This window comes from Calothrix sp. NIES-3974 (assembly GCF_002368395.1).
Taxonomy (GTDB): Bacteria; Cyanobacteriota; Cyanobacteriia; order Cyanobacteriales; family Nostocaceae; genus NIES-3974.
Genome location: NZ_AP018254.1, coordinates 2,081,975 through 2,099,053, shown reverse-complemented (window position 1 = coordinate 2,099,053; position 17,079 = coordinate 2,081,975). Strand labels below are relative to the sequence as shown.

The following is a 17,079-nucleotide window of genomic DNA, read 5'->3' as shown; positions in this document are numbered from 1 at the left end:
ATTCAGCAACGCCCAAAATCCAAAATTTAAAAACTAAAATTAATAACGAATACGTGGGTCTACGTAGGCGTTGAAAATATCAATTAAAATACTTGCAATCACAACTATTGTGCCGAAAAATACCATGATGCCCTGGACGGTGGTGTAATCCCGTTCGTGGATGGCTTCGTAGAGACGATTGGCTAAACCTGGCCAAGAAAAGGTGACTTCGGTGAGGATTGCTCCTCCGAGTAGGGATGCAAAGGTTAATCCCAGGACTGTAATCACGGGAATGAGGGCATTTTTGAGGGCGTGGGAGACCAGAATTTTGTTTTCAGGGATACCTCTGGCTCTGGCGGCTTCTACGTAGTCGGATAGGAGGGTTTGTTTCAAGTTAACCCGGACAATGCGTTCAAATATGCCACTGAGGAGAATTCCCAAGGTACAACTGGGAAGGATTAGGTATTTGATGGCGGTAAAAAATTGAATAAATTCACCTGATAATAGACTATCGATGGTATACAGTCCGGTGATTTTGGTAGGTGTTGCTAAGGTGGCTGGAAATCTGGTTCCCAGGGGTAATAAATCTAAGCCAACAGCAAAGATTAATTGTAGTACCATTCCCGCCCAAAACATCGGTAAAGCGTAGGTAATAATGCCAAATAGACGACCCCCCACATCGAGACTAGTACCGGGACGGGATGCGGACAGCATTCCCACACCAATACCGACAACGAGAGCAACAATAATGCTAGATATGGCTAATTCGGCTGTTGCAGGAAAATGCTCTCCAATGATTTCCCAGACGGCTTTACCACTGCTGGTGAGGGAATTACCTAAATCGAGTTTGAAGAAGAGATTACCTAGGTAATTGAGGTACTGTAACCACAAGGGTGCATCTAAACCAAGCTGTTTGCGCAGGGCTTCTTTGGCTGCATCGGGAGCGCGTACACCTAAAATAGCATCCACTGGGTCGCCAGCTGCAACTCGCAGTAACAAAAATACCATTGTGACGATGGTGAGGATTTGTAAGGGTGCTAATAATAAGCGGGTGGTTATGTAGTAGGTTAGGGCTTGAGAACGGGACATGGTTGGATTTTAGATTTTAGATTATGGATTACTCTAATGAGTCGTTTGATGCTTCTGGAAAACTTTCCTGGACAGGTTTTTGATTAGTTATGAGTAGGTGGGTGGTGAAAATTGTCGTTGAGATCAGGGAGTAGAGACGACCCGTCAGGTCGTCTGTACAGGGAGTAGGGAGTGGGGGAAAAATCAATTTCATACATCCTGGTGTACGCAGTTCATGATGACTAGTTAGTTTGCACGCTGATGTATTTTGCTTTTGGTTTGTTGACGGTTTACAGGTGACAGTTGACCTTCAAGGATTAAGCATCTAAAGGAAAAGTTCTGTTTCGGAGGGTAGAAAGCTATAGACAGTTCACATATCTCTCCTGTCTCCTCAAATTCAAGTTTTTTTAATCCCGCTATAAATTAACAACTGACTTGCGTCTTGTTTGACTCCGTTGACTCCGTTGTGGGCAAAGAGGTAATCTTGTCCTTGCCAGAGGGGGATATAGGGTACTTCTTCGGCGAGGATTTGTTGAATTTCGGCGAAGATTTGTCGGCGTTTCCTGGGGTCTTGTTCTTGGCGTTGGGCTTCAATTAGTTTATTCATGTGATCGCTGTAGTAAAATGACCCTTGGGAGACGCTACCGCCTTTTTCACATCCGGTTTCTGGATTTCCCTGTTCGCATTGCAAAAAGGGCTGGACGTAATTATCTGGGTCTAAAAAGTCGGGATACCATTCTAATAGGGTAGTGGCATACACGCCTTTGGAGATATTGCGATACATTGTAGTTGAGTCAATCCCGATTGTCTGGATGTCTAGTAGACCACCCATTGTTTTATCTGCGATCGCTTTGATGACTGTGGCGTTTAAAGTTGTAGTCGGAATATTGGAACGATACCACAGTTCGATTTTGGCGGGGTTTTGTTGACTAAAGCCAGCTTGTTCTAACATTTTCTTGGCTGCTGGGATGTTCCCATCTTCTCCATATTTTTCTTTGAATACAGGTTGATACACGTCAAAGGTGTTGGGTATCATACTATATACTGGCTGCCCCTGTCCGTATAATACCCGCTCTAGGAGTAATGTCCGGTTGAACATGGCTGCTAGTGCTTGTCTTACGGCAGGTTTGTTTAAAGGTTCTTGGTTCCGGTTGACGGACATAAAGTAAACAACGCTACCATTGTTAGCGATCGCTTGCCAAGCTCCGGTTTTGGCTTTACTGCGAAGGGCACGAATTTGATCCGCATCCATCGATAAAGCAGCTACATCTATGGATTTTTTCTGGAAGGAGTTGTATAGATTTACGCCACTACTAAGAATTTGCAGAACGATACCGTTGTTAATTGGTTTATTTCCCCAATACTGGTCAAAAACATCCAGTTGTACCCGGTCGGTGGCAAATTGGGTTAATTTGTAGGGACCTGTACCGACAAAATTATTGGGGTTAAATTTACCTTCACCGATTTCGTAGGCTTGGGGAGAGACTGCACAAACACCGGAAAAGGCGAGTAGGGAAGGAAATGCGGCAAAGGGTTGTTTGAGTTTAATCGTTAGTTCGTATTCGCCTGTAGATTTTACTGAGTCAACAATATCACCCAATAAAAAAGCTGGTTTCCCGCCATTTTTGATAAATCGTTCCAAACTAAAGGCCATTGCCGCAGCATTAAACTTTGTGCCATCGTGAAATACCACATCCTGACGTACAGGTATGGTATAGGTTAAACCATCAGCACTCACTTGCGGTAGAGCAGTTGCCAATTGGGGGATAATTTCCGCAGTTTCCCCCTTGTAAGTATATAAGCGATCGCTCATATTATAAATCAGAGCTAGGGAGCCAGTTTCATAGGCATCCGCAGGGTCAAGGGTACGGGGTTTATTAGTAGTACCAATAACAATGCGATCGCTGGTTGCAGCACCATTCCCCAGGGTATCGGAGGAGGGAGAGGAGTTACAACTAACGATTAAAAATAGACACAAACAAGATAAACTCAAGACTCTGGTAATTTTTGGCCATCGAGAAAATGGCGATAATAACCAATTCATAAAAATTTTGATATTCCAGGATGGTGAGACATTCTACTACAGGTAGGACTAAAATCCCCAGGTAAAATGTTTCACTCACTTGAAAATAGGGAGTCGGGAGTGGGTGCGGGAGCTATTTTCTTGTTTCCTCGTGTCCAAGCAACATGGTGGACTAGTGGTCTGTCCCATTAATTTTGATGAGTCAAAAAAGGCACGTAGTAGCACTTTAGCGTCAGGAGTAGGGGAGAAGGGGAAGAGTGGGAAAAAGTTGTTGATGATTTTATAGTGCGAACGCACTAGCAGGAGAGTTTATATCTACATGGGGAGCTGTGACACAACCAAACATCAAAAAGCTTTATGTATCCTGTCTCCTGTATTCTATCCCTACCAATCGGAATTGCGTCAGGCATTTTTTCCTACTCATATACACCATTACAGGTGATAATTTATTGATGTGTGTTTTTTGGGGGCTTTTTTGCAAACAGTCCTGTCAACCTGTACTGAAGGAAGGAAATATACCTGTTCTTGTACAAGCTATTTTTTCATAAATTACATTTGTAGACTAGACGGTTTATACCGCGATGGCATTTAATGGTGAGGAGTCTTTGAGGAATTCATGACAACGTTTATTGTAGGCAATCAGAACCAAACCCAGTCCCCGAATCAAGTTGATTTCACGCTGAAGGATATCATCAAATCCCTACCCAAGGAATGTTTTGAAAAAAATCCCCGTAAAGCTTGGACTGGATTAATTATCAGCGTTCTGATGGTAATTTTCGGGTACGCAAGTATTACATTTGCACCCTGGTTTCTCCTACCCGTCGCTTGGGTTTTTACCGGAACCGCTCTGACGGGTTTTTTTGTGATTGGCCATGATTGCGGACACCGTTCGTTTTCTAACCGTCGGTGGGTTAACGATTTAGTTGGACACCTGGCGTTTTTACCACTAATATATCCCTTCCATTCCTGGCGTATTGGTCATAATTATCACCACAAGCACACCAACAAACTGGATTACGATAATGCATGGCATCCAATTCGTCCTGATGTTTACGAAGCTTGGCATCCTGTTTATCGGATTGGATACCGACTATTATTAACCAAAAAGTTGTGGTGGCTTGGTTCGATTGGACACTGGCTGGTGATTCACTTCGATTGGCGTAATTTTGATCGCAAAGACCGAGGAAATGTAAAGTTATCGGTTTTTGTTGTGTTAATTGGGGCTGCGATCGCATTTCCCGCTCTGTTTTTAACCACGGGTATTTGGGGTGTGATTAAGTTTTGGTTTATACCTTGGTTGGTGTATCATTTTTGGATGAGTACTTTTACATACGTCCACCATACTACACCGAGTGTCCCCTTCAAGTCGGAAACTGATTGGAATGAAGCTCTCGCACAGCTATCGGGAACAGTTCACTGTGATTATCCTCGTTGGGTAGAGTTTCTCTGCCATGATATTAATGTTCACGTTCCCCACCATATTTCGACTGGGATTCCTTCCTACAACTTAAGAAAAGCCTATCAAAGCATCAAGGAAAATTGGGGTGAATATTTGCACGATGAATATAAGTTTTCCTGGTCTTTAATGAAAGACTTGACGGATAAATGTCAGTTGTACAAAGAAGATGAAGGCTATTTGTCTTTTCAGGAATACCGAAATCAATCAGTAAACAGTACATATTAAAACATATTCAACATGATACCTATCGACAGTTATCAGTTGTATAGGGTTTGTGTTTGAATATTGGTGTTTCATGTTCTGAAATTGAGGCTATTCCAATATTAATTAATTGCCCCATCTAAATACTTACCAGAAACAAGATGGGGCAGATTTCTGGATACGGTCTTTGATGTACAGAAGTTGATTATTCAACATCTTCAATCTAATTTAGGGTATGAATTTTGTGAAGATATAGGAAAGTTGAATAATCACTAAAATGTTTATTTCCGGAAACAAACAGCCAAAATTGTAGTTACAATGGGTTGCTCTGTGTAAACCATCCTATATTTGATCCAAGCTACCCAATTCATGGCTTGTATTTTTGTATTTTCTCTTTTTGTAATTTAAATTTCATGACCAAAACAGCGACCAAAGTCACATTTGCGAAATCAAGTGGTTTCCAACAAGCACTCAATCAAAAAGTCAATGATTACTTTCTCAGCAATAAAATTGCCAAGCGTGACCATCCAGCGATGTATTTCAAAACAGTAATTATCTTGGGATGGGTCATTTCCGCTTGGAGTTTAGTATTATTTAGTCCACCGATTATTTGGCTAAAAATTATTAGTTGTATCCTTTTAGGAATGGGAATTGCAGGAATTGGTTTTAGTGTCGGTCATGATGCGAATCATGGTGGTTACTCAAATCATAAATCGGTGAATGGAACAATTGGATTAATTTACGATGTTATCGGTCTTTCCAGTTTTTTGTGGAGATTCCGCCATAATCAACTCCATCATATGTACACCAATATTTTGCACCATGATGTGGAGATTCATGGGGATGGATTGGTGCGCATGACTCCCTATATGGAACATAAATGGTATCATCGCTACCAACATTTACTGATTAATTTGATCTACGCGATTATTCCTTTATATTGGTCCTTTGCGGATATTTACATTATCTTATTTAAACGCCACTATCACGACCATCGCATACCCCATATAAATGCTAAAGAAATATTTATTCTGTTAACTGGAAAAATTATCTGGTTAAGCATATTTCTCTTCATTCCGATGGCTTTAGGTTATTCTCCCACAGAAGCATTAATAGGATTTCTGCTTGTCTATATGACTTACGGAATCCTGATTTGCAATGTATTTATGTTAGCCCATGTCCTCGAACCAGCCGAGTTCATTGAACCTGAATCCGAATCAAATTTAGTTGATGAAGAGTGGGCGATCGCTCAAGTTAAAACAACGGTTGACTTTGCTCCTCGTAATTGGTTTTTAAACTGGTATTTAGGTGGATTAAATTACCAAACTATCCATCATCTTTATCCCCATATTTGCCATATTCATTATCCACAAATAGCTCCCATTGTCGCAGAAGTATGTGCAGAATTTGGAGTTACATACAATGTCTATCCGACTTTTGTTGGTGCTTTAATTGCCAATTATCGTTGGTTAAAGGATTTGGGTCGGGGAGATAATCAAGTATCACCAAACAAACAAGGGGTTTTAGTGAATTAAATCTGGATTACTGTGAACTATCCAAGGATAAATTTCAGAGATGTAGCAATCCTACATCTCCAAACTAGTCTGGGGATAGTTTCATCAATTGGGGAATAGCCTACACAAACTGTTGACACTATCAACAATAATAAAAGTTGCGTTTTCCTACTCCCTAATTCCTACTTACTTTCAAGGGAGGTTTGTAATTTCTGCCACCAGATGTTACAAATATTAAGGGTTAATTTTCAAAAGTTAACTTCAGAAAACCTCACACACTCAAACTGTCCGAGATTACGCGAACGAAAAAGCAAGTGAAATCCAACACAATCAGTTTAGACAATCAATCTAGCTTTGATGCTCATGATGAAGTGACAAAATTACCCTTCACCCTAGGAGACATCAAAGCTGTAATTCCCGCAGAATGTTTTCAGCCGAATCTGGGGAAATCATTCTTCTTTTTTGGACGTGATGTTGTCACCATCGCTGCACTTTATTTACTTGCCTACAAATTGGATTCTTGGCTATTTTTCCCAATTTTTTGGTTAATGCAAGGAACGATGTTTTGGGCTTTATTTGTGGTTGGACATGACTGCGGACATCAATCATTTTCCCAACATAAATGGCTGAATGATTTAATGGGTCATATTTGCCATACTCCGATTTTAGTACCCTATCATGGCTGGCGAATTAGTCACCGCACTCACCATAAAAATCATGGTCACATTGATAATGATGAGAGTTGGTATCCGGTGAGTGAAAGCCAATATCAAGAAATGGACTGGATTCAAAAAATCGGTCGCTATTATCTGTTTTTATTTGCATATCCTGTTTATTTATTCCAGCGTTCTCCCAATAAAACTGGTTCCCACTTTTCTCCAAGCAGTCCCCTATTCAAACCATCGGAAAAATGGGATGTGATTACAAGTACTACCCTGTGGATTGCAATGGTGGGATTATTAGGGTTTTTCACCTACCAATGGGGATGGATGTGGTTAATTAAGTATTACCTGGGTCCCTATGTTGTCTTTATTGTTTGGCTGGATTTAGTCACATTTTTACACCATACAGAACCTGATGTTCCTTGGTATCGGGAAGGGGAATGGACTTTTCTCAAGGGTGCTTTATCGACTGTTGATCGGGATTATGGATTCATTAACCATATCCATCATGATATTGGGACCCATGTGGTGCATCATATTTTTTTGAATATGCCCCATTATAATTTGAAAAAAGCGACAGCCGCAGTGAAGCCGTTGTTAGGAGAATATTATCGCAAGACCAGTGATCCGATTTGGAAGTCGCTTTGGAATTCCTGTATTTCCTGTCATTTTGTTCCGGATACGGGTAAGCGGGTTTATTACACTTCCTATTGGCAAAAAGATAAGTAATATGATTTTGGATTTTGGATTTTGGATTATTCGATTTTGGGTTTCCGTAGAGACTACCCGTCGGGTCGTCTCCATTTTGGATTGAGAAGACCTAGTTATGATTTTGGATTTTTGATTTTGGGTTTCCGTAGAGACTACCCGTCGGGTCGTCTCCATTTTGGATTGAGAAGACCTAGTTATGATTTTGGATTTTTGATTTTGGGTTTCCGTAGAGAATACCCGTCGGGTCGTCTCTATTTTGGATTGGGAAGACCTAGTTATTAAGCTGCTTGGGAATTCTACCCCACCCTATAGACGCGAAGTGTCTTCTTCTAGAGTACCCTCCCTGAAGTTTGGGGAGGGTAGATTTTCTTTTCAGGTATATAAAGCTTAAAAACCTGGTATTTGTGATTTTTTGGGTCTTGTGAAAAGTAGAATATCTCCCTGTTCCCTTCCCTCACGAAAACTTTTCCGCAGACCCTAATTAAATTGATGCTGGGTGGAAATAGTTATAAATTTCTGTTGCTAGTCGTGAACCGATACCGGGTACTTCTGCTAGCTGTTCGATGCTGGCTTGACGGATGTAATCGATGGAGCGAAAATGTCCGAGTAGGACTTTTTGACGATGGTGTCCTAAACCGGGTATGTCGTCGAGACGCGATCGCCGGAGTTTGTCGCTGCGTTGTTGACGATGGAAGGAGACTGCGAATCGGTGTGCTTCGTCCCGTAGTCTGCGCAGTAGTTGAACTCCGGGTTGTTCGGGGTCGGTAGTCAATGGATAGGATTCTCCTGGTAAAAATATTTCTTCGCGTTTTTTGGCTAAACTGACGACGTTGATATCTTCGAGTAAATTCATTTGTTGTAAAACTGCAACTACGCTGGAAAGTTGTCCTTTTCCTCCGTCAATCATGACTAAATCGGGAAAGTCGGGGTTTCCCTGTCGTTGTAGGTCTGGATTTTCGACGTATTTGCGAAAGCGTCTTTGAATCACTTCGGCTAAACTGGCAAAATCATCTGAATGGCCAATGGTAACGCTGGGGTTTTTGATTTTATAATGGCGGTAGTGTTGTTTTGCTGGTAAACCGTCGATAAAGACGACTTGGGAGGCAACGGCATTGGAACCTTGGATGTGGGAGATGTCGTAACCTTCGATGCGGTGGGGAAGGTCGGTTAAATCGAGGATGTTGGCTAAATCCTGTAGAGCTTGGTGATTGCGATCGCTAAATTTTTGTAAGCGCTGTAGTTCATACTGGGCATTCCTTTCTACCATTTCAATCAGTTCGGCTTTGAGTTGACGTTGGGGATGGATAATATTGATTTTCCGTCCTTTACGCTGTCCTAACGCTGTTGCTAGCATTTCACTGTCGGGTAACTCATGCTGAACGATAATTTCGCTGGGGATTTCCACATCGTCAGCAGTTTGATAATGTTCTTCTAACACCCGTTGTAAAATCGCTCCTGGTTCCTGATGGGTTTCGGACATATACGCGAGTCTTCCGACTAATTTACCAGCACGAATTTGAAAGAGTTGGATACAAGCGTGGTGTTCGTCCATTGCCAGGGCGATCGCATCCCGTGATACGGTATCATCAGGAAGGGAGACTTTTTGATCGGCAGTTAATGATTTTAATCCGCTAATTTGGTCGCGGATTCTAGCTGCAACTTCAAAGTTTAAAGCTTCTGCTTGGGCTAACATCTGTGCTTGTAGAACCTCAATTAGTTCCTGTCCCCGACCTTGGAATACCATTGCCACTTTTTGGACGGTTTTACGGTATTCTTCGGGGGTAATCAAGGACTGACAAACTCCTGGACAGCGACCTAAATCATAATTTAAACAGGGACGGTCTTTAAATAAGGGTTGGGGTCGTTGACGTAGGGGAAAAATCCGTTTACAAATGCGCAAAATTTCCCGTAACAACCGCGAGTCTGTGTAGGGACCATAGTATTTATCTTTTTCCCGACCTAATTGACGCTTCCGGGTGATAAAAATCCGTGGATATTCCTCTGACCAAGTAATACAAACAAAGGGATACTTTTTATCGTCCTTGAGCAGAACATTAAAATAGGGTTGGTGTTGTTTAATTAAATTCGCTTCTAAAGCTAAAGCTTCCGCTTCCGTATCGGTAACAATAAACTCAATTTCCCATACCAACTTCACCATCGTCGCAATGCGATCACTCAACCGTTGGGAATCTCGAAAATAGGAACGTACCCGCGATCGCAGTTTCCGCGATTTACCAATATAAATAATCCGATCATCGCGATCGCGCATAAAATATACCCCTGGTTCGGGAGGTATTTCCTGTAAACGGGTTTCTAAACGTTCGGGTTGTTTGTACAGTGGGGATAATTTGGGGGATACAGTCACAATTACAGTCTAGGGGAAGGATAATTGGGGATTTTGGATTTTGGATCACCCTTACAGGTACGTGTCGCGTTGTCGTAAACTAGACGCTACACATAAACCATGTCCATTTTGAGAATAGTAGTTTTCATTTGCGATTATCGAGATTGCTTCCTTACGTCGCAATGACGAAAACTCCTGTTTTGATTATGGATGAGGTTTATATGGATTTCTCCAAGGAGAGGAACTGACGTTAGTAGGAGATTGATTCTCCCTGCAAACTTTCCCCGGAGGATTGGGATTACCGAAAGAATAGGATTTTTTGATTTTTCCTTTCTGTGGGTTGTTCCCACCCATCTGCATTGTAGATAATTTCTATCCTCCTCAACAGCAAGTTTTGTAAGTTCTGTATATCGAACTTATACTTGCTTGAAAATAGGGAGTGGGGAGTAGGGAATCCGGTACAGACGCGATATGTCGCGTCTGCACAAGATGTAGTTTATAACGACAAATATACCCTTTGAACCTATTGACCGTCTCCAAGAAGTGGTTGATGAGGTATTTATTGACTATTGACCAACATCCTTCCAGAGTAATCCAAAATCTAAAATCCGTCTTGGAAAGTTTGGTGGAAGAATAAATCTCCCCGAAGTTTACCGTAAACAAAATCTTCCCGGTAACTTCTCTTCCCCAATTTTCCGCAAAATCCAAAATCCGATGACGTTGATTTAAATCACACCCAGTAAACCCGGTTCATATTTACAATGGCTGTAAGAGAAAAAATCCATAGCACGATTCCATCCTAGAACCGAATAATTTCCCCCTTCCAGTTTTTAACTTTACAATCGTCCTCTGAAATCTGAATAAAATTTGATGAATTCCATCGAACTAATTTGAGGTTTCCTTCACCTGATCACTACACCGTTGCCAACCTTGTTCAAGTAACCCCTTCTTTTCTTTCCCTTTGCAATCATGAGGGCTATATTTCGTCATTTCTTCAATAATAGGGAGATGAGGAGGGGAAAAAATCTGAGATTTTGCGGATTTTGACCGATAACCTCTGTATTAAGCACAATAACGGAGTGATACAGGTCTAATCATTTACTATCATTGGTAGCATATTCACCATATTTGCATACATCGGTTGAGGTTAAGACATATGAGTAGCAAGGAATTTGAAGCGGAGTATCGAGATGCAATGTCTGAAACTCTCAATGAATTGCAAACCGCTATGTTACTTTTGGCACATGCTCAGTATAAAATCACTCAAATCGGCAATTCCGTCCAATCTCTCAGTCAACGTGTGGAAGAGTTCCTGAGTGAGCAAACAACTGACTCGTCACTCAATTAATCACAAATAATTACTTCCGAGAACAATCAATTTCTTCGGCGATCGCGGACATCAATTCGGTCAAGTTGACTGGTTTTACGAAATAGCGTTTTACCCCTAAACTCAATGCTCGTTCGTAATCAGATTTAAACGCAAGTGCAGAAACTACAATAGTCGGAATTTTTGACCAGTCTGGGTGACTACGGATGATTTCTAAAACTTGAAACCCATCAATATTTGGCAATTTTAAATCTAATAGTATCAATGCGGGTTTAAATTGCTCTAATACCACTGACACATTCGATGCATCAGGTAGACTTTTCACGTAGTAACTAAAAAAACCTAAGTAATCACTTAATAACATTCGATTGACATCGTTATCCTCGATTAATAGGATTTTGCGCGGGGAAAACGATTGGTATAGTGGGGGGATACTTAGTAATTGTGCGGTCATTGCGATTGCTTCGACTTGTATTTTCTCGTAATCAGCTAATCAATTGTCAACATTATCCAAATTTCTAAATTCCTTGATTACAAATCACCTGTGTAAAAATAGTGATTTTTTAATTAACTATCACTAAATAATATTAGCCTAACCCAAGTCCTTCAGCAAAATATCATTTTTTCTTAACCTGTTTTAACCAGCCTGACTCAAATTCTTTCATCAACCATAATTCCCTCAATCTCTAATGGATGTATGGAATCATTTACTACCAACCTCCCTGCTCAACGATGCAAATATGTAGCAATCCGATTTCAGTAGTTAAAAATATCGGTTTTAGCTGTATCCTGCGGGAAAGCTTCTCTAGGAGAAGCCGCGTCACGCGCGGTCTATGACCATCAACGGTTAACAGTCAACAACCCCCCATGTAACATAATTCTCAACGGATTGCTATATCCCTTGATATCTCCAGTACATACACTTACAATACACAATATAATGTTATTTGCTATACTTTACCAGGATGAACATAGTTTAGGCTCTATTTTCACCCTTGAGGTAAAGTCAAAGTTGATTTTTAGTTAAGTAATTGTAAAGAAATTGTAAAGTAAGCCCGCTCCCATTTCACCAAAATTCTGGTGTGAGCATATTTTTCCCTATTTCCCTGCATGGATCAACGGCGAAAAGAATCAGCAATTAAGCCAATTCCGAAGTCGGCAATCAGTGCCATAATTCCTGCGGGAACAGCACCTGCAAGGATTAATTGGTCATCGAGAGCTGCAATTCCGCGAAAAATTAACTCTCCTAGACCACCAGCACCAATAGCAGCACCAACGGTGGCAATTCCGACCGCAATTACCGTGGCGACGCGAATACCAGCAAAAATGATACCTAATGCGAGGGGAAGTTCAACTTGCCATAGTAATTGTCTGGAGTTCATTCCCATCGCTTTTCCTGCTTCTCGGATCGATGGTTCGATGGCGGTAATACCAGTATAAGTATTCCGGATTATAGGCAATAAAGAATACAAAAACAAGGCGATAATTGCTGGTGTGACACCAATCCCTACCAGGGGAATGAGTAAACCAAACATGGCTAAACTAGGGATAGTCTGGAACAGGTTAGCTAAACCGAGAATTCCTTGACGTAGAGAGGGGTAGCGGACAGCAGCAACACCTAAAGGGACACCAAGACAAATGGCGATCGCGATCGCAATTCCCACTAACAGGATATGCTCCCAACTGCGTTGTAAAATTTCTTCTCCGTAACGGAGCAAAAACAGGTGATTCATGCAACCTAAAACCCCTTTTTGGAAACTAGTACAGGTTGGCTGAAATAAACCGAGTATTAACTTTTTATCTAGTGACCATGCTCCGCGTGGTCGCTTAGTGAGTTGAAGGCTCTGCCTTCATTCACGAAGCAGGAGCCTCGCAGATTCTGCTCCCACGCGGAGCATGGGAGCGAATTTCTTCTCCATAGCGGAGCAAAAACAGGTGATTCATGCAACCTAAAACCCCTTTTTGGAAACTAGGACAAAATCATAACCATCAGCAGAGGTGGAAGTGGGTTGAACCTGTAATAGTAAGGCATTATTTTTGTTATCGCGATCGCCGGATTGGAAAAACTGGATAGTTCCGGTTGCTCCTTTAGTAGAAAAGTTGCGATCGCTCAGGGTTTTTTGTAAATCTTGGGGGGTGTTGCTTGTTTGTAAACCGCGAATAATTGTCATCGCTGCATCATAACTGGTTGCGGTTCTCCAGGTGACGTTATTTTGACCCCACATGGTTTGGGATTTTTGATTAAATTCTGGATTCAACTGTGCTTGTAAATGCCATGTTGCGGGGACAACTAATCCGTTGATGTTGGCTTTTCCCTGTTGAATTGTTTGCGGGGTATACAGGGAAGTGCTTCCATACAATTTGAGTTGACCTTGATTGCTTGCAGCAAGTTTTAAAGCTTGTTCAATCCTGTCTATGTGGGGAGCGAGTAAGATACCTTGCGCTCCTTGATTTTTAGCATCTTGGATAATTTTATCCGGTTGAAATTGGGGATGGGAAAAGTCACAGAATATCTTGATAATTTGACCACCGTATTCTTGAACTTGAAAGGTAAATTCATCCCGAAAAGATTGGTTGTCTTTGGCTTGTTCATCAACACAAATTGCTAATTTTTTGGTTTTCGCTGTTTGTACCGCATATTTAGATAAAACATCCGCAATAAACCGGACATTGGGAGCAGTCCGAAAGATGTAATTGCCACATCCAGATAATTCGAGGGAAAAACTCGTGGGGGAAATATTAACGATTTGGGATTGCTGATAAATTTTACAAGCTGCAACGGAAGCATCGGAGACATTGCTACCAATTACTGCTAATATCTCTTGTTTTTGTTCACTGAAATTATAGGCTATTTGTTGAGCAATTTCGGCTTTATTATCGTCATTGGCAATTACTATTTGTAATAATTTCCCCTTAATACCTCCTTGAGTATTAATTTCCAATTGAGCTTGTGCAATCCCTTGCAAAATTTGTCTGCTCACACTCAAATTAGAACCAATCGGCACAACAACGGCAATTTTTAGGGTATCATTCAAAGCCGCAGCACGGGAATTTTGTAAATAAATCCAAGTTTCCGGGTCTTGGGAGTCCATGTGGAGAGCTTTTTGAAAATAGGCGATCGCTTGACTGTAATTTCCCGCAGCATACGCATCTACCCCCCCTTGCTTGGCTGAATTTGGTTTTTCCCCTGGTGGTTTCATCAATATCTGCTCACCCTGACTCAAACGGTTTTGTACCGCACTGTGTAAGCCAAAATCGTATCTATCTCGATGCTTGGGGTCAGGTCGCACCTGTAACAGGGTACCAGGATGATTGCTGATGCGATCGCCCTGGGATGTAAATTCAATTTTACCAGTGGCACCGTCTTCCCAGACAAAACCATTAGCCAAAATAGTTTGGATATTTTGACGGTTAATATTTGCAGTTTTGCTCATGGCGATCGCAATCACTTTTGTCGCATCAAATGCATTTGCCGTTCGCCAAGTAATCCCATTTTTATTTTGCCATAATTGTTCGGCATTTTTCATAAAATCCGTTGTTTTTAAATCTCTCCAATCCCAAGTCACGGCTAACACCATCCCCTTGGTAAATCGACCATGATTGAGTGTTGAGACGGTTTGAAAACTGGAGTTACCTAATAATACAAATTTTCCTTGATTAACCTCAGCTAATTTTAAGGCACGATACAACCGATCAATTTGAGGATCAAGATAAATTGCATCAACTTGTTTACTTGTTGCATCTTGAATCGCATCTTCCGGATTGAATCTCTCTAAACCAAAATCACACTGGAGATCGACTTTTGTTAACCCACGATTGCGAATTGAATCTTCAAAGGCTTTGAGGGTGGAATGTTCTTTGGCTTTTGTATCTCGACAAATACCAATTCTCTCCATTCCTGAATATTTGAGATAATCCGTTAATCTATTAATAATCGCACCATGATTAACAATTGTGCGATAAATGTAATTATCCCCTCGATGACGCTGTATTTCTGTTAACTGAGTTGAACTACTAGTTGGTGAAATCATCACCAAACCTTGATTTTGATAAATATATGCAGCCGGAACACTAGCATCACTACTATTATGACCCACCACTGCTTGAATATCTGGTCGATTTACAAAACGTCTGGCTATTTCTTCGGCAATTTCCGCTTTATTATCATCGTTGGCAATTACTACTTTTAATAAACGACCATTCAATCCACCTTGTCGATTGATTTCCTGTTGCGCTTGAGCGACACCCCGCATGATTTCTCGTGCTACATTGATACTGGAACCAATTGGTACAGCTAACCCAATTTGTACCGGTTCCTGAGCGCTGTTTCTACTTTGTTTTTCTGCCTGAGCATTATTTAAATAAATTAACGTTTCCGGGTCGTCAGGCTGATTTTTTAAAGCCTTTTCAAAATTTTGAATCGCTAACTCGTAATTCTGGATTTTTAACTGATTAATTCCAGCAATTTTTTCTGGGGAAGCAATTTTATTATCCAGTATTTTCTCTCCAGCACTCAACCTATTACTAAAACTAATTTCCCTCCCAATTAACCACGTTAAACTACTCACCATCGCTAACATTAGCAACACCATATTTGCCTTGACAAAAATCTGCGACCAATTTTGAGAACGGGGATATTTCAAAACTGTAGCGGCTGGATTTTGAAACAGAATTGGTAACCAAGAAGCACAGGGATAATCCCCATCTAACTCCTCAAATAAACGGGTACGTGCTTCCTTTACCGATGCGTACAAAGACTCACCCCTAGCAAAAGCCGTCAGAAAATATTCTAAAAATGTTGAGCCACAATATCCGGAACTGGTTCCCGCATCACAATCGTATAGGGAATCCGTAAGTCAGCCAAATTACGGGCTAAACCTAATCCATCACAGGAGTTAAAAATAGCCAATTTTAATCCTTTTCTGACCGCATTTTGTAATGCATGACGAAAATTTACCAGCAATAAATTCTCTTCCGAATTTAGTTTAATTTCTCCCCAACTATCCTCAGCTTGACTACTACTATGTCCAGCAAAAAATAAAATATCCCAATCCCCATTCCACAAACAATCCATCAATTCTTTCCGTCGTGGCTGCTTCAAAGCATAAATTTTGGCATCGGGTAATTTTTGCTCTAAAGCCTGTAAATCTGCCTCCACATTAATTCCCGTACTATCACCAAAAACAGCCAAAATTTTGACTGGAGATTTCAGCTTCGTTGCAGCAGGTTCGTACTCAGAGGCAATCACTATTTCTGGTTGATAATTATTCTCCTCAAACATCTCCCAACGATGCCAAGGAAAGCGTAAAAGCAGGGAATTTTTGGTTTGTAAAATTAAACGAGTTTGCTGCCAATTCTGAATATTTAGTAATAATTGCCGTTCTAATTTACGGACTGATGCTGTATTTAACCATTCATTAAAACTATCTAAAAATCTCGAAGCTGCATATTGACAAGACCCAATTGTGGAAACATTTGTAATTTGAGCCTTGGGAATCGTAATCAACCAATTAGCTGGTAAATTATGATAAATTGACTGCCATTCATGGTATTTTGACGGTAAGTCAGGACTAGCTGGTAATCGACCGGATATTTCTAGTCTATGGGTTTTTCCTTGTTCTCCAATTCTAATTTTGACAGGAAATCCAGTTTCAAAACTCCCTTCGCCAATTTCAAATATGACCAGCTTACCCACTTTCATCCACTATTAGCCCCCATTAGTTTTTTAATTCTAGATCGAAATTCCTAAATAAATCAATATTTCTACAGCAGTCCAAGCGGGATTTGTGAA

General features: G+C 40.9%; 11 protein-coding genes. 4 read left to right on the top strand and 7 right to left on the bottom strand.

Annotation, left to right across the window (positions count from 1 at the left end; all coding sequences use genetic code 11):
• Nucleotides 1-39: 39 nt before the first annotated feature.
• Nucleotides 40-1,068: an ABC transporter permease gene (locus CDC37_RS08170; protein WP_096621307.1), complete on the bottom strand. Its 1,029-nt coding sequence runs from the start codon at nt 1,066-1,068 to the stop codon at nt 40-42.
• 376 nt (nt 1,069-1,444) lie between these two features.
• A complete protein-coding gene (locus tag CDC37_RS08165) occupies nt 1,445-3,091 on the bottom strand; it encodes an ABC transporter substrate-binding protein (RefSeq protein ID WP_096621306.1) in 1,647 nt (548 codons plus the stop codon).
• A 595-nt stretch (nt 3,092-3,686) separates the two neighbouring features.
• Between CDC37_RS08165 and CDC37_RS08160 the strand changes: the two genes are divergently transcribed.
• The 3 genes from CDC37_RS08160 (at nt 3,687) to CDC37_RS08150 (ending at nt 7,635) form a co-directional block, all read left to right on the top strand.
• A complete protein-coding gene (locus CDC37_RS08160; protein WP_096621305.1) occupies nt 3,687-4,754 on the top strand; it encodes a fatty acid desaturase in 1,068 nt (355 codons plus the stop codon).
• Nucleotides 4,755-5,143: 389 nt separating this feature from the next.
• Complete coding sequence (locus CDC37_RS08155) at nt 5,144-6,265, top strand: fatty acid desaturase family protein (protein WP_096621304.1); 1,122 nt, start codon at nt 5,144-5,146, stop codon at nt 6,263-6,265.
• Nucleotides 6,266-6,558: 293 nt separating this feature from the next.
• Entirely contained in the window at nt 6,559-7,635 is a 1,077-nt protein-coding gene (locus tag CDC37_RS08150) for a fatty acid desaturase (RefSeq protein WP_096621303.1), read from the top strand.
• A 463-nt stretch (nt 7,636-8,098) separates the two neighbouring features.
• Here the strand turns inward: CDC37_RS08150 and uvrC are convergent, their stop codons facing one another.
• Nucleotides 8,099-9,982 carry an excinuclease ABC subunit UvrC gene (gene uvrC / locus CDC37_RS08145; protein WP_096621302.1) on the bottom strand — a complete coding sequence of 628 codons (1,884 nt, stop codon included), beginning with the start codon at nt 9,980-9,982 and terminating at the stop codon, nt 8,099-8,101.
• Nucleotides 9,983-11,117: 1,135 nt separating this feature from the next.
• Here uvrC and CDC37_RS08140 point away from each other — a divergent pair.
• The gene (locus CDC37_RS08140; protein ID WP_096621301.1) at nt 11,118-11,309 is read left to right on the top strand and encodes a hypothetical protein; all 192 of its coding nucleotides are present in this window, start codon (nt 11,118-11,120) and stop codon (nt 11,307-11,309) included.
• 10 nt (nt 11,310-11,319) lie between these two features.
• On the opposite strand, the gene CDC37_RS08135 is transcribed toward CDC37_RS08140, so the two are convergent.
• From CDC37_RS08135 to CDC37_RS25170, 4 genes are all read right to left on the bottom strand, one after another.
• Complete coding sequence (locus tag CDC37_RS08135) at nt 11,320-11,742, bottom strand: response regulator (RefSeq protein ID WP_096621300.1); 423 nt, start codon at nt 11,740-11,742, stop codon at nt 11,320-11,322.
• 661 nt (nt 11,743-12,403) lie between these two features.
• Entirely contained in the window at nt 12,404-13,021 is a 618-nt protein-coding gene (locus CDC37_RS08130) for an ABC transporter permease (protein ID WP_096621299.1), read from the bottom strand.
• Between the two features lie 216 nt (nt 13,022-13,237).
• Nucleotides 13,238-16,042 carry an ABC transporter substrate-binding protein gene (locus CDC37_RS08125; protein WP_231943312.1) on the bottom strand — a complete coding sequence of 935 codons (2,805 nt, stop codon included), beginning with the start codon at nt 16,040-16,042 and terminating at the stop codon, nt 13,238-13,240.
• Nucleotides 16,043-16,077: 35 nt separating this feature from the next.
• Nucleotides 16,078-16,983, bottom strand: a complete 906-nt coding sequence (locus CDC37_RS25170) for a CHAT domain-containing protein (RefSeq protein ID WP_231943311.1) — start codon at nt 16,981-16,983, stop codon at nt 16,078-16,080.
• Nucleotides 16,984-17,079 lie beyond the last annotated feature (96 nt).